Here is a 17,846-nt window from a genome sequence, read left to right as displayed (position 1 = left end):
GCGGGAGCATATTCCGCTAATTCCCATCAGTAAAGCGGGGAATGTCCCGCTCCCAGATCTCGTCCGTGAAATCCTCGCCCCGCTCGGTGCCGGTGACCTCGAATCCGGCCTTCCGGTAGATCCGCCGGGCGGCGGTCAGCACGTCGCGCGTCCACAGCCGGATCCGCGTGTATCCGGCGTCGGCGGCGAACCGCAGGCACTCCTCGACCAGCCGGGCGCCCACCCCGCGCCCGCGCGCCCAGGGCTCGACGAGCAGGAGCCGCAGCTGCGCCGTCTCGTCGTCCTTGCGGACGCAGAACACGCACCCCGCCGGGCGGCCGTCGATCTCGGCGATCCACCCGGCCTGCCCGGGGTCGTCGCGCTCGTCGAGGAAGTCGGCGCAGATCCGCGCCACCAGCGCCTCGAAGTCGGGCCCCCAGCCCTGCTCGCGCGCGTAGATCGCCGCGTGCCGCTGCACCACCCAGCCGAGGTCGCCGGGCCGGGGCGGCCGGATGACCACGGCGCCGCTCTTGGGCCCGCCGCCGAGGATCTCCCTGATCGCGGCCATGCTGCCCAGCAGGCGCGCCTGGTCGGCCCCGTCGAGCAGCCCGGCGACCTGGGCCGCCGACTTCTCGTCCAGGTCCGTGTACGTCCTGCGCCCGGCCCCCGTGAGCGACACGACCTGGCGGCGGGCGTCGTGGCCGGCCCGTTCCCGGGTCACCAGCCCGTCGGTCTCCAGCCGGGTCAGCAGGCGGCTGAGGTAGCCCGCGTCGAGGCCGAGCGCCCGCCGGATCTCCCCGGTCTCCAGGGGGCCCGGGGCCTGGCCCAGTTCGTACAGGACCCTGGCCTCGGTCAGTGAATAGGGCGAGTCGTGCATACCGGGACCGAGCACGCCGATGACCTCGGTGTAGAAGCGGTTGAACGCGCGGACCTCCGCGATCGGGTCCATTGCTCTCCTCAAGTGAATCGTTGACTGAGGCAACGATAAGCCCGATACGCTAGGGTTCGTAACCCGCCAGCCTTCTCGAAGGAGCGACGTGAGCACGGTCTACATCGGGGGTTACACGTCCGACACCGGAGGGGCGGGGGCCGGCGTCACCGTCGCCGCCCGCGCCGAGACGGGCGCCCTCACCGAGGTCGGCACGGCCGCCGCCTCAGGCCCTTCGTTCCTCGCCGCCCACCCGACGCTCCCGATCCTCTACGCCGTCGGCGAGGCCGACCCCGGCACGATCACCGCCTTCGGCGCCGACGGCCCCGACGGCCCCGAGCGCCTGGCGACCCGGTCGAGCGGCGGCGACTCCCCGTGCCACGTGGCCGTCGCCGACCGGTGGCTGGCCGTGGCCAACTACGGCGACGGCATGGTGGCCCTGCACGCGCTCGACGACGAGGGCCTGTTCACCGGCCCGCCGCTGCTCTTCCCCGGCTTCGGCTCGGGCCCCGACTCCGACCGCCAGCGCGGCCCCCACGCCCACCAGGCCACCTTCGAGGCGGGCGTCCTCTATGTCACCGACCTGGGCGCCGACCAGATCCGCCAGTGGCGGGTGCGGGCCGAGGTCACCGAGCTCGAACCCCTCGTGCTCACCCCCGGCACCGGCCCGCGCCACCTGGTGAGCGCGCGGACCGGCTGGTTCGTCACCGGAGAGCTCGACGGCCAGGTCCACGCCTTCGACCCGAAATGGCACCCGATCGGGCAGTTCGCGGCGAGCGGGCGCGACAGCGCCAACTACCCGTCCCACATCCAGCTCCACCGCGACCGGCTCTACGTCGCCAACCGGGGCCCCAACACGATCAGCGTGTTCGACCCCGAGACGTTCAAGATGGTCGCCGAGGTCGACTGCGGCGGCGACTGGCCCCGCCACTTCGCGATCGAGGGCGACGATCTCTATGTCGCCAACCAGCGCTCGGGCGGCGTCGTCCACTTCCGGCTGGCGGGCGGCGTGCCGGAGCCGACCGGCCACGTGCTGGCCGTGCCGACCCCGACCTGCGTGCTCCTCTGAGGACGCGCCGCCGTCAGCGTGCGGCCCAGCCCCGCGCCCGGCTCACCGCGCGCAGCCAGTCGTCGTAGGCGCGCTCGTCGCGGGGGCCGGGCTCGAACCGCTTGTCGAGCTGCCAGGTGTGCTTGAGCTCCTCGCGCGTCGACCACACCCCGGCGCCCAGGCCGGCCAGGAACGCCGCGCCGAGCGCGGTGGTCTCCTGGACGACCGGGCGCTCGACCGGGATGCCGAGCTGGTCGGCCTGGACCTGCATGAGCAGGTCGTTGGAGCTGCCGCCGCCGTCGGCCTTGAGCACGGTCACCTCCTCGGACATGGTGGCCACGATGTCGCGCACCTCGTAGGCGATGGCGTCGAGCGTGGCGCGGGCCAGATGGGCCTTGGTCGTGCCCCGAGTGAGGCCGGTGATCGTGCCCCGGGCGTCCGGATCCCAGTGCGGCGCCCCCAGGCCGGTCAGGGCGGGCACGAACACCACGCCGCCCGCGTCGGGCACCGAGCGGGCCAGCTCCTCCGACTCGGCCGCCGTCCCGATGAGGCCCAGCCCGTCGCGCAGCCACTGGACCGCCGCGCCGGTCACGAAGATCGCGCCCTCCAGGGCGTAGGTCAGCTCGCCGGAGGGCTCCTGCCAGGCGACCGTGGTCAGCAGCCCCGCGTCGGAGCCCACCGCCTCGTGGCCCGTGTTGACCAGGACGAACGAGCCGGTTCCGTAGGTGCACTTGACGTCGCCGACCTCGAAGCAGGTCTGGCCGAACAGGGCCGCCTGCTGGTCGCCGGCCATGCCGGAGATCGGCAGGTCGAGGCCGAGGAAGTGGTCGGGATCGGTGCGGGCGAGCTCGCCGTAGTTGGGCACCACCTCGGGCAGCGCGTCGATCGGCACCCCGAACAGGTCGCACAACTCGGGCGACCAGGCGCCCGCGTGGATGTCGTAGAGAAGAGTGCGGGAGGCGTTCGACGGGTCGGTCACGTGGCGGGCGCCGCCGGTCAGCCGGGCCACCAGGTAGCTGTCGACCGTGCCGATCGCCAGGTCCTTCGCCGCCCAGGCCTCCGGGTCGTGCTCGGCCAGCCAGGTCAGCTTGGTGCCGGTGAAGTAGGGATCGAGCCGCAGGCCGGTGAGTTCGGTCACACGGGCCTCGTGACCTTCGTCACGAAGACGGGCGCAGATGCCGGAGGACCTGCGGTCCTGCCAGACAATGGCATGACGCGGCGCGTCGAGGGTGGCGGCGTTCCACAGCACCGCCGTCTCGCGCTGGTTGGTCAGGCCGACGCACCGCACAGTGGTGCTTGCCCTCGCCAGAGCGGTGCGGCAGGCTGCCAGCGTCGCGCGCCAGATGTCGTCGGGCGCGTGCTCGACCCAGCCGGGTTCCGGGAACCGCTGCTCGAACTCCTGGTATCCGCGCGAGTCGATGTGGCCGTCCTCACCCACCACGAGTGCGGTCACACCGGTCGTACCAGCGTCTATCGCCAAAACCGCCACGGCGCCTCACTTTTTGGTCTAGACCATTGTTGCGCCGTCACGGCAGAATGCCACCGTCGGCGTCCAGACACAGTCTGGCCGCGCTATCTCATATGGAGGAACCCGACATGCGTATTGGAGTGCTCACCGGCGGCGGCGACTGCCCCGGTCTGAACGCCGTGATCCGGGCCGTGGTCCGCAAGGGCGTCACGGTCTACGGTCACGAGTTCGTGGGGTTCCGCGACGGCTGGCGCGGCCCGCTCGAGGGCGACACGATGCCCCTCGACGTTCAGTCCGTGCGCGGCATCCTGCCGCGCGGTGGCACCATCCTTGGCTCCTCGCGCACCAACCCGATCAAGATCGAGGGCGGCGTCGAGCGCATCAAGGAGAACCTTGCCGCGCAGGGCGTCGACGCCCTCGTCGCCATCGGCGGTGAGGACACCCTTGGCGTCGCCAAGCAGCTCTTCGACCGTGGCGTGAACGTCGTGGGCGTGCCGAAGACGATCGACAACGACCTCAACGCGACCGACTACACCTTCGGGTTCGACACCGCGGTGAACATCGCGATGGAGGCCATCGACCGCCTCCACACCACCGCCGAGTCGCACCACCGCGCCCTGATCTGCGAGGTCATGGGCCGCCACGCGGGCTGGATCGCGCTGCACGCCGGCATGGCCGCCGGGGCCAACGTCATCCTCATCCCCGAGAAGCCGTTCGACATCGACAAGGTCTGCGAGTACGTCGAGTCGCGCTTCAAGACCCGCTACGCCCCGATCATCGTGGTCGCCGAGGGCGCCCACCCGATTGACGGCCAGATGGAGCTGCAGGCCGGCGAGCTCGACGCGTTCGGCCACGTCCGCCTCGGCGGCATCGGCGACCGCCTCGCCCAGGAGATCGAGAAGCGCACCGGCAAGGAGGCCCGCACCACGGTCCTCGGCCACATCCAGCGCGGCGGCACCCCGACGGCCTACGACCGTGTGCTGGCCACCCGCTTCGGCCTCGCCGCGATCGACGCCGTCCACGAGGGCGACTTCGGCAAGATGGTCGGCCTCCAGGGCACCGAGATCGTGCGCAACGGCCTCGACGCCGCGACGGCCGAGCTCAAGACCGTGCCCGTCCACCGCTACGCCGAGGCCGAGGTCTTCTTCGGCTAAGCGAGACGCGGACGGCCGAAGGCCGGCCGTGGCTCGCGCCGGGGAATCTGCCTGATTGGCCGCGACGCGGACGGCCGAAGGCCGGCCGTGGCTCGCGCCGGGGAATCTGCCTGATTGGCCGAGACGCGGACGGCCGAAGGCCGGCCGTGGCTCGCGCCGGGGAATCTGCCTGAAAGAACGAGATACGGCCGGCCGACGGCCAGCCGTATCAAGAGGTCCTGATGCGCCGCGCGGGTTACCTGCGCGGCGTGAACAGGTCGTCGCCGTCGGGCCTGTGCTGTGGCGCGGGCTGCGGCGGCGTCGCCGGGGTGGTCCTGCGGTGCTGCAGGCGCTCCAGCAGTTCGGAGTCCTCGCGCATCTCGCGCGCCGAGGGCGAGAGCAGGATGGCGAGCAGCAGGCCCACGGTGATCAGGCTGATGCCCGCGATCAGCGGCAGCAGGAAGTCCATGGCGCTGGCGCCCTGGGGGACGTTGTCGCCGGGGGCGACGCTGAGGGCGTACATGCCGGTGTAGTGCATGCCCGTGACGGCCACGCCCATCATGAGGGCCGCACCGGTGGTGGCCAGGGGGCCCTCGACCTTCAGGGTGAACCAGAGGGCGACGGTGGCCGCGACGATCGCTATCAGCACCGACAGGGCCACCATCAGCGGGTCGTAGACCAGGGTGCCCGACATGCTCATCGCGAACATGCCGAGGTAGTGCATGGCGCCGACGCCGGTGCCGGCCAGCAGGCCGCCCGCGAGCAGCCGGGGGAGTCCGTCGCCCCGTGAGACGACGTGGAGTCCTCCGTAGACGACGGCGACCGCCACCACCGCCGAGACGGCGGTCAGCCCGACGTTGAAGCGGATCTCGCTGTCCACGTCGAAGCCCATCATGGCGATGAAGTGCATCACCCAGATGCCGGTGCCGCCGATGGCCAGCGCGCCCCCGCCCAGCCAGCGGTAGCGCGAGGCCCCCTGTGCCGACCGGGCCCGGGACGTGAGGATGAGGCCGAGCAGTGAGCCGACGACGGACATCAGGTAGGCGAGGAGAGGAGTCAACGCTCCGTGCGAGAAGTGACTGATATGGGACATGCGTGCTCCTCGTTGTGGTTGCGGCAAAATTATTGCACCGCTCCATACGCACTATTTGTCCCTTTCGGGAGTTCATGTGACGTTCGTTATGTAGTCGTGTGATGACCATCGAGACGCCCTTCTGGCGGGCGATCGCCGTCTACCGGTTCTGCTCGCTCGGCTACGCCGCCGTCCTGGTGATCGAGGCCGACAGTTACGGCAATCCGGGCCCCGCCTGGTCGGTGCTCGCCCTCATGACCGCCTGGACGGCACTCGCCACCTACGCCTACTCCCGCGAGCGCCTGCGCGGCTGGCCGCTGCTGGTCGCCGACCTGGCCGTGACCGCCGCCTGCCTGCTGTCGTCGATCTGGGTCCAGGGATTCGACGGACCGCGCGGCGCCATGCCGATCACCGCGACCTGGGTGGCCGCCCCGGTGGTCGCCTGGGCGGTCTACTCGGGCCGCCGCGCCGGCGCCGCCGCGGCCGCGGTCATCGCCGTGCTGGACGTGTGGCTCCGCGGCGTCGGCGTGCTCGACCTGAACACCGTCCCGGTCAACGGGGCGGTGCTGCTGTTCCTGGCCGGCGTCGTGATCGGCCACGTCGCCCGCCTGGCCAAGCAGGCCGAGGCCCGCATGCAGCGCGCGGTCGAGATCGAGGCGGCCGGACGCGAACGCGAGCGCCTGGCCCGCGGCATCCACGACTCGGTCCTCCAGGTCCTGGCGCTGGTCCAGCGCCGGGGCGCCGAGATCGGCGGCGAGGCGGCCGAGCTGGGCCGCCTGGCGGGCGAGCAGGAGGCGGTACTGCGCGAGCTGGTCCGCACCGCGCCCCGTCCCGCCACGGCCGAGTCGGCCGACCTCAGCGACTCCCTGCGCCGCCACGCCTCGGCCACGGTCACCGTCGCCACCCCCGCGACCCCCGTCGAGCTGCCCGCCCGCACGGTCGAGGAGCTGTCGGCCGCCGTCGGCAACGCGCTCGACAACGTGCGCCGGCACTGCCCCGACGGGACCCGCGTGTGGATCCTCGTCGAGGCCGAGGACGGCGCCGTGACGGTGACCGTCCGCGACGACGGCCCAGGCATCCCCGAGGGCCGTCTGGAGGAGGCCGAGCGGCTGGGCCGCCTGGGCGTCTCGCAGTCGATCAAGGGCCGGGTGGCCGCCCTGGGCGGCCGGGTCACGATTGCCTCCTCCCCTGATGGCACCGAGATCGAGATGGTTATCGTGGCGCCATGAGCGTGCGCGTCATGGTCGTCGACGACCACCCGATGTGGCGGGAGGGCGTGGCCCGCGACCTCGCCGAGGCCGGCTACGAGATCGTGGCGACCTGCGGCGAGGGCCGCCAGGCGCTGCGAGTGGCGGCGGCCGTCCGGCCCGACGTGGTGGTGCTCGACCTCCAGCTGCCCGACCTGCGCGGGGTCGAGGTGGCCCGGGGCCTCGGCGCCTCGGAGCAGCCGCCCAAGGTGCTGGTGCTGTCGGCCAGCGCCGAGCACGACGACGTCCTGGAGGCGGTGAAGGCGGGCGCGTCGGGTTACCTGGTGAAGTCGGCGAGCCAGGCCGACTTCCTGGAGGCCGTGGCCCGCACGGCCCAGGGCGACGCCGTCTTCACGCCGGGCCTGGCCGGGCTCGTGCTGGGGGAGTACCGCCGCCTGGCGGCCCAGCCGAAGGCCGCCGAGGAGGGCCCCCGGCTGACCGACCGCGAGACCGAGGTGCTGCGGCTGGTGGCGAAGGGATTGTCGTACAAGCAGATCGCCGAACGGCTCGTGCTGTCGCACCGGACGGTCCAGAACCACGTGCAGAACACCCTGAGCAAGCTCCAGCTGCACAACCGCGTCGAGCTGGTCCGCTACGCGATCGAAAAAGGTCTGGCCGACCTCGACTAGAGTTAAAAGGTTCCCGCCAGTCTTTCCCGAAGGACCACCGCCATGACCATGACCGCTCTGGGTGAGCCCTGTGTGCTGCTCAAACTGGGCGAGATCGTCCTGAAAGGAAAGAACCGGGAGCAGTTCGAGGTCCGGCTGCGCGCGAACATCAAGTACGCCCTGTCGGGCTTCGAGATCGACCTGCGCCAGCGCCACGGCGTGATCGCCCTGTTCCTGCCCGACGGCACCGGCGTCGAGGTCGCCGAGGCGGTCGCCAAGCGGGTCAGCGAGGTGCCCGGCATCGTCCTGGTCCACCTGGCCTGGCGGGTCGCCAAAGACCCCTCGGTCGTCACCAAGGCCGCGCTCGAACTGGTCAGGGAGACCCCCGAAGTGGCCCGCAAGGCCAGCTTCGCGGTCCGCTCCCGCCGCCGCGACAAGCGCTTCCCGATGACCTCGGCCGAGCTCGACCGGCACGTCGGCAGCGAGATCAACGACACCTACGGCCTGCCGGTCAGCCTGAAGAACCCCGAGCTCACCGTGTCCATCGAGGTCGACCGCGACGAGGTCTTCGTCTACGTCGACAACCGCCCCGGCCAGGGCGGCCTCCCGGTCGGCACCAGCGGCCGGGGCCTGGCGCTGCTGTCGGGCGGCATCGACTCCCCGGTGGCCGCCTACCGCATGATGCGCCGCGGCCTGCGGGTCGACTTCCTGCACTTCTCGGGCATCCCGTTCACCACGACCGAGTCGATCTACAAGGCCTACGCGCTGGTCCGCCGCCTCGACGCCTTCCAGGGCCGCTCGCGGCTGTGGGTGGTGCCGTTCGGCAAGGCCCAGCAGTCGATCCGCACCTCGGGCAGCGACCGCCTGGCGATGATCGCCCAGCGCCGCCTGATGCTGAAGACCGCCGAGGAGGTCGCCCACCGCCACAAGGCGACCGCCCTGATCACCGGCGACTCGCTCGGCCAGGTGTCGTCGCAGACGATGGCCAACATCGCGGCCCAAGACAGCGCGACCGACCTGCCGATCCTGCGGCCCCTGATCGGGCTCGACAAGATGGAGGTCATCGCCGAGGCCCGCCGCATCGGCACGCTGGCCATCTCCGAGCTGCCCGACGAAGACTGCTGCACGATCCTGGCCTCCCGCCAGCCCGAACTGGCCGCCAAGATCGAAGACCTGAAGCTGATCGAGAAGCGGCTCGACGCCGAGGAGCTCGCGGTGCAGCTGGCCGACTCGATCCAGGCCTACAAGCTAGAGGCCTGACCGCCTCAGCGGGCTGACCAGCCCGCCCGCCACGACCAGCAGCAGGCCGGTCCCCATGACGGCCACCACGGCCGACACCCCCTGCCCGGCCGCCGCGAACGTCGCCAGGGTCGCCCCGACCGGCCCCAACGCGAAGTGGATGGTCCAGAACGCCGCCGTCACCCGGCCGAGCAGGTGGGCCGGGGTGATCTCCTGCCGCAGCGACATCGAGCAGATCGCCCCGACCGAGATCGCCAGGCTGAACACCGCCATCAGCGCGCCGATCCCGGCCACGCCCGGCGCGAGGGCGATCAGGGCCGCCGCCAGCCCGGCCAGCGCGGTCGACCACAGCCACGTCGGGCCGAACCCGAGCCTCCTGCGCACCCGGGCCACGGCCAGAGATCCGGCGATCGTGCCGATCGCGCCCGCGCCGAGCACGTAGCCGACCACCGCGTCGGGCTGCGCCAGGTCGTCCTTCAGGTGGAAGACGACCAGGTCGTCGAGGCCCGCGGTGAGGAAGATGAGTGCCGTCAGCAGGATGGTCATGGTGCGCAGCACCGGGTTCCCGAGCAGGAACCGCGCGCCGGCCAGACGACCGCCGGTCTCTTCCTTCGTGTACGGCCGCAGCCTGATGAACCGCAGCCCGAAGGCGGAGACCAGGAAGGTGACCGAATCCAGCCCGATCGCCGCGGCGGGCCCGAACGCCCCGGAGACGACGCCGGCCAGCGCGGGCCCGGCCACCCCGGCGACGGCGAAGGTGCCGTAGAGGACGCCGTTGGCGCGGGTGATGTCGCCGGCCTCCACGATCGACGGCAGCACGGTCACGTAGGCCACCGAGAAGACCATCCCGAGCGAGGCCGCCAGCGGGACGATCACGTACATGGGCCAGACCACGGGGGACAGCCACCACAGGACCGGGATCAGGCCGTACAGGAGGAAGCGGCCGACGTCGCACACGACCAGCACGCGCCGCCGGTCGAACCGGTCGACGATGCCCCCGGCGAAGGTGCCAGTCACGACGGAGGCGACGCCCGTCAGCGCGGTGAGGACGCCCATCTGGGCGACGGACCCGGTCGCGTGCAGGGCCAGCAGCGGCACCGCCACGGTCGAGAACGCGTCGCCCAGCACGGACAACGTCTGAACACCAAGCAGTGAGACAAAGTTCTTGTTCTTCTGAAGATCCCCCGAAAACGCCACGGGGGCGCAGGTTACACCGCCACGGACTCCCCGGCCAGGTTCGCGGCCTGGGTGCGCCCGAGCAGCGGCGGGAAGTCGCGCATGATCCTCGCGAGCTCCTCCAGGTCGCCGTCGACCAGGGCCTGCGGGCCGTCGCAGAGCGCCTGCTCGGGGTGCGGGTGGACGTCGATGATCACACCGTCGGCGCCCACCGCGACGGCCGCCCGGGTGAGCGGCAGCACCAGGTCACGCCGCCCGCCCGAGTGGGACGGGTCGATGATCACCGGCAGGTGGGAGAGCCGCTGCGCCACCGGCACCGCCGACACGTCGAGGGTGTTGCGGGTGGCCGTCTCGAAGGTGCGGATGCCGCGCTCGCAGAGCACGATGTCGAGGTTGCCGCGCTGGGCGATGTACTCGGCCGACATCAGCCACTCCTCGATCGTCCCGCTCATGCCGCGCTTCAGCATGACCGGCTTCCCGGCCGCGCCGACCGCCTGCAGGAGCGCGAAGTTCTGCGTGTTGCGGGTGCCGACCTGCAGCATGTCCGCGTACGACGCCACGAGCGGCACGTCGTGGGCGTCGACCACCTCGGTCACGATCGGCAGCCCGGTCTTCTCCCGGACGTCCGCCAGGATGCGCAGCCCCTGCTCCCCGAGGCCCTGGAAGGCGTACGGCGAGGTGCGCGGCTTGAACGCGCCGCCGCGCAGCAGGGTGGCCCCGGCGGCCTTGGCCATCTGGGCGGCCTCAAGGGTCTGCTGCGGCGTCTCGACCGCGCACGGCCCCGCGATGAGGGTGACCGTGTCGGGCCCGATCGGCACCCCGCCCACTCTCACCGTCGACCGGACGGGATGGTTGTCGCGGCTCACGAGCTTGAAGGGGGTGGACACGCGCATCACGTCGGCGACGCCGCGCTGACCGCGCAGGTTGAGGCTGGCGAACTGCTCTACGTCGCCTATCAGCCCGATGATCGTGCGGCTCACGCCGCGGGACACGAACGCCTCACCACCGGCCGACGCGACCAGCGCGACGACTTCGGTGATGTCTTCCTGGGTGGCCTCGGGGGCCATGACGATGACCATGATTTCTCCTTAACATGCGAAAAGCCCCGGGTCCTCTATCGGACCCGGGGCTTTTCGACCGCCTTTGGCTGTTAGCGCACAACCTCATGGCGAGCGGTCCTCACGGGTCCGTCGCCATACCAAAACGAGAGTGCGCCAAGCATGGTCGAAATATATCGCACAACCCTGATGCGGGCGCACTGCGGGGCGGGTGACAGGATGGGCGGGTGCCGGAGACGTCCGAGGAGGAGAACCGGCTGCCCCCGGGTCAGTACGTCCCGCGCGGCAGGCCCGTGATGCATTACGGCAGGGTGCCGACGTTCCGGCCCGCGACCTGGCGCCTGCAGATCTTCGGGGCCACCGCGTCCGGCGAGCAGCACTTCCTGACCTGGGACGACTTCGGCCAGCTGCCACGATCGACGGTGCTGGCCGACTTCCACTGCGTGACCAAGTTCTCGATCATGGGCAACGAGTGGACCGGGGTGCCCGCCTCGGCGTTCCTGGCCGCAGTGCCCCCGGCCGACGGGGTCGGCCACGTGATGATCTGGGCCGAGTACGGCTACAGCGCCAACGTCCGCATGGGCGACTTCGACCGCGACTCGACCCTCTTCGCGACCGAACTCGACGGCAAGCCGCTCAGCCCCGAGCGCGGCTACCCCGTCCGCGCCGTGGTCCCCCACCTGTACGCCTGGAAGAGCGTCAAATGGGTGCGCGCCATCGAATACCTGACCGAAGACCGGCGCGGCTTCTGGGAGGACCGGGGCTACCACAACGTCGCCGACCCCTGGCGGGAGCAGCGCTACTCATACCAGGAGGACCCGGGCGAGGGCCCGCCCTAGCCCGGCCGGGAGGTCTAGTCTCGCCCGGGTGTGCTGCTTCGACGTGCCCTTCCGGCTCACCCCCGAGGCCGCCCGCGCGGCCCTGCCCCACCTGGAGCGGGCCGTCGGCGCCCCGTTGACCATCACCTCCACGACCGAGGTCCTGGCGGGCCGGCCCGACGGCTGGGACGCGGCGGTGGCGGCCATGCGGGGGAGGCCTCCGGCCGGGGCGGCGCCCCTGACGGTCATGGGCACGGTGGCGGGAGCACTGGTGGCCCACGGCCGCGCCCACGACCTCCGCAACGCCGCCCGGTGGCTGTCCGACCAGCTCGAACTGGATCACCTGCGGAAGAAGGCCGCCCAGGAGTCGATCCCCGTGGAGCTGGGCGGGCGCACCCGGTTCATCGATCCCGGCGCCGTCTGGTTCGCCGAGGCGCGCGGCGACTACGTCCGCCTCCGGACCGCCGAGGGCGGATACCTCGTGCGGACCTCCATGGCCGCGCTGGAGCAGCGGTGGGCGGGGGCCGGGTTCATCCGGGCGCACCGGAGCACGCTCGTCAACGCCCGTCACGTCAGCGAGCTGAGGTTCGCCGACGGGCGGGCGCTGCTGCTGGTCGGGACCGAGACGCTGCCGGTCTCGCGCCGGCACACCCGCGAGGTCAGGGAGCGGCTGACCGCTCGTCGCGCCTGACACGCCGTCTGTCGTGATCAGCCGGTGTGGCGCTGACCTGGGAAATAGGGTTGCGCTCACGGATCCGGTCGTTCGGGGGACGGCCGGATCCGCCCGCTATCCGCGCAGCTTCTTCAGCAGGTCGATGTCTTCGCGGTGCTTGTCGGCCTTGCCGGGCGTCTCGATGCACAGCGGCACCCCGGCCACCGCCGGATGGCGCATGATCTCGGCGAACCCCTGGGCCCCGATGTGACCGGCGCCGATGTTCTCGTGGCGGTCCTTCTTCGCGCCGAGCACGTCTTTGGAGTCGTTGGCGTGGATCAGCTTCAGCCGGCCCGGCGCGACGGCGTGGAGGGCGTCGAAGGTCTCGCGCACGCCCTCGGGGGTCGACAGGTCGTGGCCGGCGGCGAAGGCGTGGCAGGTGTCGAGGCAGACGCCCGCCTTCGGGTGCCACTCCAGCGCCGACAGGTAGGGGCCGAGGTCCTGAACGGTCGCGCAGAGCATCTGGCCCTGCCCGGCCATCGGCTCCAGCAGCAGGTCGGGGCCGTCGTCGGGGATCTCCTCCAGCAGGGGGAGCAGGTGGTCGCGCAACTGCCGGAAGGCCGCCTCACGCGGCTGGCTGACGGCAGAGCCGGTGTGGACGACCACGCCCAGCGCCCCGACCTCGCGGCCCCGCCGCAGGGTGTGGCGGACCGAGGCGATCGAGTTCTCCAGCGTCGCCTCGGTCGGCGAGCCGAAGTTGATCAGATAGTTCGCGTGGACGTAGACCGGCAGGTCGGCCGCGCGCAGCTTGGCGTCCTCGGCGGCGTTGCCCTCGTTGAGGGCCCAGCCGCGGGGGTTGGTGACGAAGACCTGGGCCATCTCGGCGCCGATCTCGGCGGCGTACCGCAGCCCTCCGGTGGCCAGGCCGCCGGCCACCAGGACATGGCCGCCGATCGCGTTTCCAGTGCTCATAGTGGCATCAGGTTACCCGGGGGTTTCGCCGGTTTGTGGCAACGTACAAACCATCGGCCGCTCATGGACGGGGCTTTGGGAGCTCCCGCTGCTGGATTCGGCCGGGGCCGCGTTGTGTACTGGCGACCATGCGTGAACCGAGCCGCGACGACCTGCTGGCGTGCTGCGCGTCCACCCGCTGGGCCGACGGCGTGGCCGGGCGGCCCTACCCCGACCTCGCCGGTCTCCTCGACCGCAGTGACGGGGTGCTGGCCATGCTGAACTGGGCCGACGTCGAGGAGGCGCTGGCCGCGCACCCCCGGATCGGCGACCGGCGGCAGGGGGGCGACCGGGAGTCGGCGTGGTCGCGCGACGAGCAGTCGGGGACCGCCAGCGCCGAAGAGGACGTCCTGCGGCGCCTGAGGGCGGGCAACGCGGCCTACGAGGAGCGGTTCGGGCACGTGTACCTCGTCTGCGCGACCGGGAGGTCGGCCCCCGAGATGCTGGCGATCTTGGAGGATCGTCTGGGCAACGTACCGGAGAAGGAGCGGATGGTCGTGCGCGACGAGCTCGGGAAGATCGTCCGGCTGCGGCTGGCCAAGCTGTGGGAGGAGGGCGCGTGACCCTGTCCACCCATGTGCTCGACACCGCGCGCGGCTGCCCGGCCGCCGACGTCCACGTGCGGCTGGCCCGCCGGGCCGCCCACGGGTACGTCGCCCTCGCCGAGGCCCGCACCGACAAGGACGGCCGCATCAGGGAGTGGACGCCGCTCGGCCGCGAGTGGACCGGCACGCTGGAGGCGGCGACCTACCGGCTGATCTTCGACACCGGCGGCTACCTGGGAGACGACGCGTTCTTCCCCGAGGTCACCGTCGTCTTCACCATCGCCGACGCCGAACAGCACCACCACGTGCCGCTGCTGCTCAGCCCGTTCGGCTACTCGACCTATCGGGGGAGTTAGACAGTGTTCACGCTCGGCCCCAACCGCTACGGCAAAGCCGAGACCCGGGTCGTGCGGGTCACCCGGAACGGCGACGCCCACCAGATCAAGGATCTGAACGTCAGCACGTCCCTGTCCGGCGACATGACCGACGTCCACCTGACCGGCGACAACGCGGCCGTGCTGCCGACCGACACGCAGAAGAACACCGTCTACGCGTTCGCCAAGAAGCACGGCGTCGCCGCGATCGAGGAGTTCGCCCTGCTGCTGGCCCGCCACTTCGTCGACTCGCAGCCCACGATCGGCCACGCCCGCGTGGAGATCGAGGAGTACGCCTGGGAGCGCCGCGGCGGCCACTCCTTCGCCCGCAAGGGCCAGGAGGTGCGCACCTGCCTGGTCCACTACGACGGCGAGCGGGCCACCGTGGTCTCCGGGCTGACGGATCTGGTCGTCCTCAACACGACCGACTCGGAGTTCTGGGGCTACCTCAAGGACGCGTACACGACCCTGCCGGAGACCCGCGACCGCGTGCTGGCCACCGCCGTGACCGCCCGCTGGCGGCACGACGGCGAGCCCGGCGACTGGGAGGCCTCGTACGCGACGGCCCGGGAGGCCCTGCTCGACGCCTTCGCGACCACCTACAGCCTGTCGCTCCAGCAGACCCTCTACGCCATGGGCGCCCGGGTGCTGACCGACTGCCCGGACGTCTGCGAGGTCCGCCTCGAACTGCCGAACAAGCACCACTTCCTGGTCGACCTCGACCCGTTCGGCCTCGACAACGACGGCGAGGTCTACTTCGCCGCCGACCGCCCCTACGGCCTGATCGAGGGCGCCGTGCTGCGCGAGGACGCGCCCGGCGCCGGAAAGGCGTGGGACTGATGGACTTCCTGCGTGCGACCACCTGGGCCGAGGCCCTGCGGATGAAGGCCGACCGGCCCGACGCGACGCCGGTCCAGGGCGGCACCGACGTCATGGTCGAGATCAACCTCGACAAGGGCCGCCCCAAGGCGCTGCTCGACCTCACGCCGGTGGCCGAGCTGACCGAATGGTCGGTCGAGTCCGGGAACATCAGGATCGGGGCCGGGGTCACCTACACCCGGATCATCGCCGAGCTGGCCGACCGGCTGCCCGGCCTGGCCCAGGCGTCCCGCACGGTCGGCTCCCCGCAGATCCGCAACCGGGGGACCGTGGCCGGCAACCTCGGCGCGGCCTCCCCGGCGGGCGACAGCCACCCGCCGCTGCTGGCGTCCGGCGCGATCGTCGAGGCCGAGTCGGTCGACGGGACCCGGATGATCCCGGTCGGCGACTTCTACACCGGCGTGAAACGCCACGCCCTGGCCTCGCACGAACTGATCCGGGCGATCCACGTGCCGGTGAAGCGGGGCCCCCAGTACTTCTCCAAGATCGGCACCAGGAACGCGATGGTCATCGCGGTCTGCTCGTTCGGCATCGCCCTGAACGCCGAGGACCGGACGGTCGGCACCGGCATCGGCTCGGCCGCCCCGACCCCGCGCCGGGCCGTCGAGGCGGAGGCGTTCCTGGCCGGGAACTGGCCGGCCGGGGACCTCGACCCCGCCGTGGCGAAGCGGTTCGGCGAACTGGTCGCCGCCGCCGCGGCGCCCATCGACGACGTCCGGGGCAGCAGCGGCTACCGCGTGCACGCCCTGGCCGTCATGGCCCGCCGCACGCTCGGCTGGGCCTGGCAGGAGCTCAGGAACGGGGGAAGGTCATGAGGGTCAACGTCACCGTCAACGGCGCGCCGATGACCGCCGACGACGTCTGGCCGGGGGAGAGCCTGCTCTACGTCCTGCGGGAGCGGCTCGGCCTGCCGGGCGCGAAGAACGCCTGCGAACAGGGCGAGTGCGGCTCCTGCACGGTCTATCTCGACGGCCTGCCGGTCTGCGCCTGCCTCGTGGCGGCCGGCCAGGCCGAGGGCCGCGAGGTGCTGACCGTCGAGGGGCTCGCCTCCGGTGAGGAGCTCGATCCGGTGCAGGAGGCGTTCGTCGAGTGCGGCGCCGTCCAGTGCGGGTTCTGTACGCCCGGACTGATCGTCCAGGCCCATTCGCTGATCGCCGGGCACGACGGGGTGCCCGCCGACGCGGAGATCCGCGAACACCTGGCGGGCAACCTGTGCCGGTGCACGGGCTACGAGAAGATCCTGGACGCGGTCCGCCTGGCCGCCCGCCGGAAGGCCGGTTCGTGATCGTCATCGAGAACGCCTACGTCGCCCCGGTGGTGGGCGCGGAGATCCCCGACGGCCACGTCGCGATCGAGGGCAACCGCATCGCGTCGGTCGGCGCGGGCCCTTACCAGGGCGAGGCCGACCGGATCGACGGGCGCGGCTGCCTGGTCACCCCCGGGCTGGTCAACACCCACCACCACCTCTACCAGTGGGCCTCCCAGGGCATCGCCCCCGACGGCACCCTGTTCGAGTGGCTGGTGGCCAGCTACCCGGTCTGGGCGCGCATGGACGCCGAAGTGGTCCACGGCGCCGCGACGGCGGGTCTGGCCTGGCTGGCGCTGTCGGGCTGCTCGACGTCCACCGACCACCACTACGTCTTCCCCAAGGGCCGGGGCGACCTGTTCGCCGCCGAGATCCAGGCCGCCGCCGAGGTGGGCCTGCGCTTCCACCCGTGCCGGGGTTCGATGGACCGGGGCCGGTCCCTGGGCGGCCTGCCGCCGGACGAGGTCGTCGAGACCCTCGACGAGATCCTGGCCGAGACCGAGGCGGCGGTACGCAAGTACCACGATCCCCTGTTCGACTCCATGTTGCGCGTGGCCGTCGCGCCCTGCTCGCCGTTCTCGGTCAGCGGCGACCTGATGCGCCAGGCCGCCGCGCTGGCGCGAGACCTGAACGTCCGCCTGCACACCCACGGCGCCGAGACCCTCGACGAGGACGACCACTGCAAGGAGCAGTTCGGCATGCTCCCGGTCGAATACCTCGAATCGCTCGGCTGGCTCGGCCCCGACGTGTGGATCGCGCACAGCGTCCACCTCACCGACGCCGACATCGCCCGCTTCGCCGAGACGGGCACCGGCACCGCCCACTGCCCCTCGTCCAACGGCCGCCTCGGCGCCGGGATCGCCCGGGTCAGCGAACTGCTCCGCGCGGGCGCGACCGTCGGCCTCGGCGTCGACGGCCCCGGCTCGGCCGAGTTCATCCCGCTCGCCGGGGAGATCCGCCAGGCGATGCTCATGCAGCGCGCCCGCTACGGCCCGCAGGCGCTGACCGCCCGCCAAGCGCTGGAGATGGCCACCCTCGGCGGCGCCCGCTGCCTGGGCCGCGAGAACGAGATCGGCTCCCTCGAACCCGGCAAGCTCGCCGACGTCGCGGTCTGGCGGGTCGACGGCCCCTACGCGGCCGCCGCCGACCCGATCGTCGCCCTCGGCTACGGTCAGACCCCGCCGCTGGCCAGGCTGATCGTCAACGGCGTGACCGTGGTCGAGGACGGCGACCTGCGGACCGTCTCCGGCGAGGCCGCCGGAGCGGCGGGGGCGCGGGCACACGCCAGACTGCTTCGGTCATGAT

19 protein-coding genes are annotated in these 17,846 nt (G+C 71.8%); 13 read left to right on the top strand and 6 right to left on the bottom strand.

Translation table 11 applies throughout. The features are described from left to right. Positions 1–16: 16 nt before the first annotated feature. A complete protein-coding gene (locus FDA94_RS28405) occupies positions 17–928 on the bottom strand; it encodes a bifunctional helix-turn-helix transcriptional regulator/GNAT family N-acetyltransferase (RefSeq protein ID WP_137250133.1) in 912 nt (303 codons plus the stop codon). Positions 929–1,016: 88 nt separating this feature from the next. Here FDA94_RS28405 and FDA94_RS28400 point away from each other — a divergent pair, with 88 nt between their 5' ends. Next, positions 1,017–1,976: a lactonase family protein gene (locus tag FDA94_RS28400; protein WP_137250132.1), complete on the top strand. Its 960-nt coding sequence runs from the start codon at positions 1,017–1,019 to the stop codon at positions 1,974–1,976. A 13-nt stretch (positions 1,977–1,989) separates the two neighbouring features. Here FDA94_RS28400 and FDA94_RS28395 read toward each other — a convergent pair whose 3' ends face one another. Further along, positions 1,990–3,444: an FGGY family carbohydrate kinase gene (locus FDA94_RS28395; protein WP_137250131.1), complete on the bottom strand. Its 1,455-nt coding sequence runs from the start codon at positions 3,442–3,444 to the stop codon at positions 1,990–1,992. 107 nt (positions 3,445–3,551) lie between these two features. On the opposite strand from FDA94_RS28395, the gene FDA94_RS28390 reads away from it, so the two are divergent. Beyond that, positions 3,552–4,577: a 6-phosphofructokinase gene (locus FDA94_RS28390; protein ID WP_062342535.1), complete on the top strand. Its 1,026-nt coding sequence runs from the start codon at positions 3,552–3,554 to the stop codon at positions 4,575–4,577. Between the two features lie 235 nt (positions 4,578–4,812). Here FDA94_RS28390 and FDA94_RS28385 read toward each other — a convergent pair whose 3' ends face one another. Beyond that, positions 4,813–5,649 (bottom strand): MHYT domain-containing protein, encoded by an 837-nt coding sequence (locus FDA94_RS28385; protein WP_137250130.1) that lies wholly within the window; start codon positions 5,647–5,649, stop codon positions 4,813–4,815. A 101-nt stretch (positions 5,650–5,750) separates the two neighbouring features. Here FDA94_RS28385 and macS point away from each other — a divergent pair, with 101 nt between their 5' ends. The 3 genes from macS to thiI are packed head-to-tail and all read left to right on the top strand — an operon-like array spanning position 5,751 to position 8,743. Continuing rightward, the gene (gene macS / locus FDA94_RS28380) at positions 5,751–6,857 is read left to right on the top strand and encodes a MacS family sensor histidine kinase (RefSeq protein ID WP_137250129.1); all 1,107 of its coding nucleotides are present in this window, start codon (positions 5,751–5,753) and stop codon (positions 6,855–6,857) included. Continuing rightward, complete coding sequence (locus FDA94_RS28375; protein ID WP_137250128.1) at positions 6,854–7,504, top strand: response regulator; 651 nt, start codon at positions 6,854–6,856, stop codon at positions 7,502–7,504. The genes macS and FDA94_RS28375 overlap by 4 nt, the downstream gene beginning before the upstream one ends. A gap of 42 nt (positions 7,505–7,546) precedes the next feature. Next, positions 7,547–8,743 (top strand): tRNA uracil 4-sulfurtransferase ThiI, encoded by a 1,197-nt coding sequence (gene thiI, locus FDA94_RS28370; protein WP_137250127.1) that lies wholly within the window; start codon positions 7,547–7,549, stop codon positions 8,741–8,743. Here thiI and FDA94_RS28365 read toward each other — a convergent pair. Both FDA94_RS28365 and aroF read right to left on the bottom strand, forming a co-directional pair. Continuing rightward, entirely contained in the window at positions 8,732–9,919 is a 1,188-nt protein-coding gene (locus tag FDA94_RS28365) for an MFS transporter (protein WP_137250126.1), read from the bottom strand. The genes thiI and FDA94_RS28365 overlap by 12 nt on opposite strands. Positions 9,920–9,930: 11 nt before the next feature. Further along, positions 9,931–10,977 carry a 3-deoxy-7-phosphoheptulonate synthase gene (gene aroF, locus FDA94_RS28360; RefSeq protein WP_137250125.1) on the bottom strand — a complete coding sequence of 349 codons (1,047 nt, stop codon included), beginning with the start codon at positions 10,975–10,977 and terminating at the stop codon, positions 9,931–9,933. 275 nt (positions 10,978–11,252) lie between these two features. Between aroF and FDA94_RS28355 the strand changes: the two genes are divergently transcribed. Both FDA94_RS28355 and FDA94_RS28350 read left to right on the top strand, forming a co-directional pair. Then, on the top strand, positions 11,253–11,795 hold the full coding sequence (locus FDA94_RS28355; RefSeq protein WP_137250155.1) for a molybdopterin-dependent oxidoreductase: 543 nt from the start codon (positions 11,253–11,255) through the stop codon (positions 11,793–11,795). 28 nt (positions 11,796–11,823) lie between these two features. Next, positions 11,824–12,465 (top strand): LytR/AlgR family response regulator transcription factor, encoded by a 642-nt coding sequence (locus FDA94_RS28350; protein WP_246060206.1) that lies wholly within the window; start codon positions 11,824–11,826, stop codon positions 12,463–12,465. 96 nt (positions 12,466–12,561) lie between these two features. Here FDA94_RS28350 and FDA94_RS28345 read toward each other — a convergent pair whose 3' ends face one another. Then, positions 12,562–13,398 carry a deoxyribonuclease IV gene (locus FDA94_RS28345; protein ID WP_137250124.1) on the bottom strand — a complete coding sequence of 279 codons (837 nt, stop codon included), beginning with the start codon at positions 13,396–13,398 and terminating at the stop codon, positions 12,562–12,564. Between the two features lie 128 nt (positions 13,399–13,526). Here FDA94_RS28345 and uraD point away from each other — a divergent pair, with 128 nt between their 5' ends. Genes uraD through FDA94_RS28315 form a run of 6 tightly spaced genes read left to right on the top strand, consistent with a single transcriptional unit; the run spans position 13,527 to position 17,845 of the window. Beyond that, a complete protein-coding gene (uraD, locus tag FDA94_RS28340) occupies positions 13,527–14,000 on the top strand; it encodes a 2-oxo-4-hydroxy-4-carboxy-5-ureidoimidazoline decarboxylase (RefSeq protein ID WP_137250123.1) in 474 nt (157 codons plus the stop codon). Then, the gene (uraH, locus tag FDA94_RS28335; protein WP_137250122.1) at positions 13,997–14,338 is read left to right on the top strand and encodes a hydroxyisourate hydrolase; all 342 of its coding nucleotides are present in this window, start codon (positions 13,997–13,999) and stop codon (positions 14,336–14,338) included. The genes uraD and uraH overlap by 4 nt, the downstream gene beginning before the upstream one ends. Before the next feature lie 3 nt (positions 14,339–14,341). Further along, on the top strand, positions 14,342–15,196 hold the full coding sequence (gene pucL / locus FDA94_RS28330) for a factor-independent urate hydroxylase (RefSeq protein ID WP_137250121.1): 855 nt from the start codon (positions 14,342–14,344) through the stop codon (positions 15,194–15,196). Continuing rightward, a complete protein-coding gene (locus FDA94_RS28325; RefSeq protein ID WP_137250120.1) occupies positions 15,196–16,050 on the top strand; it encodes an FAD binding domain-containing protein in 855 nt (284 codons plus the stop codon). The genes pucL and FDA94_RS28325 overlap by 1 nt, the downstream gene beginning before the upstream one ends. Next, positions 16,047–16,520, top strand: coding sequence for a (2Fe-2S)-binding protein (locus FDA94_RS28320; protein ID WP_137250119.1), 474 nt, complete (start codon positions 16,047–16,049; stop codon positions 16,518–16,520). The genes FDA94_RS28325 and FDA94_RS28320 overlap by 4 nt, the downstream gene beginning before the upstream one ends. After that, positions 16,517–17,845, top strand: a complete 1,329-nt coding sequence (locus tag FDA94_RS28315) for an 8-oxoguanine deaminase (protein WP_246060205.1) — start codon at positions 16,517–16,519, stop codon at positions 17,843–17,845. The genes FDA94_RS28320 and FDA94_RS28315 overlap by 4 nt, the downstream gene beginning before the upstream one ends. Position 17,846: the final 1 nt, after the last annotated feature.

Origin of the sequence: Herbidospora galbida (assembly GCF_005233835.1) — a bacterium.
GTDB classification, from domain to species: Bacteria; Actinomycetota; Actinomycetes; order Streptosporangiales; family Streptosporangiaceae; genus Herbidospora; species Herbidospora galbida.
Note: the sequence above shows the minus strand (reverse complement) of the source record. Positions and strands in the feature narration are given on the sequence as shown.

What these genes read in the sequence shown, in the direction of transcription:
- FDA94_RS28405 (WP_137250133.1), bottom strand. Translation starts at nt 928, where the DNA reads ATGGACCCGATCGCGGAGGTCCGCGCGTTCAACCGCTTCTACACCGAG.
- FDA94_RS28390 (WP_062342535.1), top strand. Translation starts at nt 3,552, where the DNA reads ATGCGTATTGGAGTGCTCACCGGCGGCGGCGACTGCCCCGGTCTGAAC.
- FDA94_RS28385 (WP_137250130.1), bottom strand. Translation starts at nt 5,649, where the DNA reads ATGTCCCATATCAGTCACTTCTCGCACGGAGCGTTGACTCCTCTCCTC.
- macS (WP_137250129.1), top strand. Translation starts at nt 5,751, where the DNA reads ATGACCATCGAGACGCCCTTCTGGCGGGCGATCGCCGTCTACCGGTTC.
- FDA94_RS28375 (WP_137250128.1), top strand. Translation starts at nt 6,854, where the DNA reads ATGAGCGTGCGCGTCATGGTCGTCGACGACCACCCGATGTGGCGGGAG.
- thiI (WP_137250127.1), top strand. Translation starts at nt 7,547, where the DNA reads ATGACCATGACCGCTCTGGGTGAGCCCTGTGTGCTGCTCAAACTGGGC.
- aroF (WP_137250125.1), bottom strand. Translation starts at nt 10,977, where the DNA reads ATGGTCATCGTCATGGCCCCCGAGGCCACCCAGGAAGACATCACCGAA.
- FDA94_RS28355 (WP_137250155.1), top strand. Translation starts at nt 11,253, where the DNA reads ATGCATTACGGCAGGGTGCCGACGTTCCGGCCCGCGACCTGGCGCCTG.
- FDA94_RS28345 (WP_137250124.1), bottom strand. Translation starts at nt 13,398, where the DNA reads ATGAGCACTGGAAACGCGATCGGCGGCCATGTCCTGGTGGCCGGCGGC.
- uraD (WP_137250123.1), top strand. Translation starts at nt 13,527, where the DNA reads ATGCGTGAACCGAGCCGCGACGACCTGCTGGCGTGCTGCGCGTCCACC.
- FDA94_RS28325 (WP_137250120.1), top strand. Translation starts at nt 15,196, where the DNA reads ATGGACTTCCTGCGTGCGACCACCTGGGCCGAGGCCCTGCGGATGAAG.
- FDA94_RS28320 (WP_137250119.1), top strand. Translation starts at nt 16,047, where the DNA reads ATGAGGGTCAACGTCACCGTCAACGGCGCGCCGATGACCGCCGACGAC.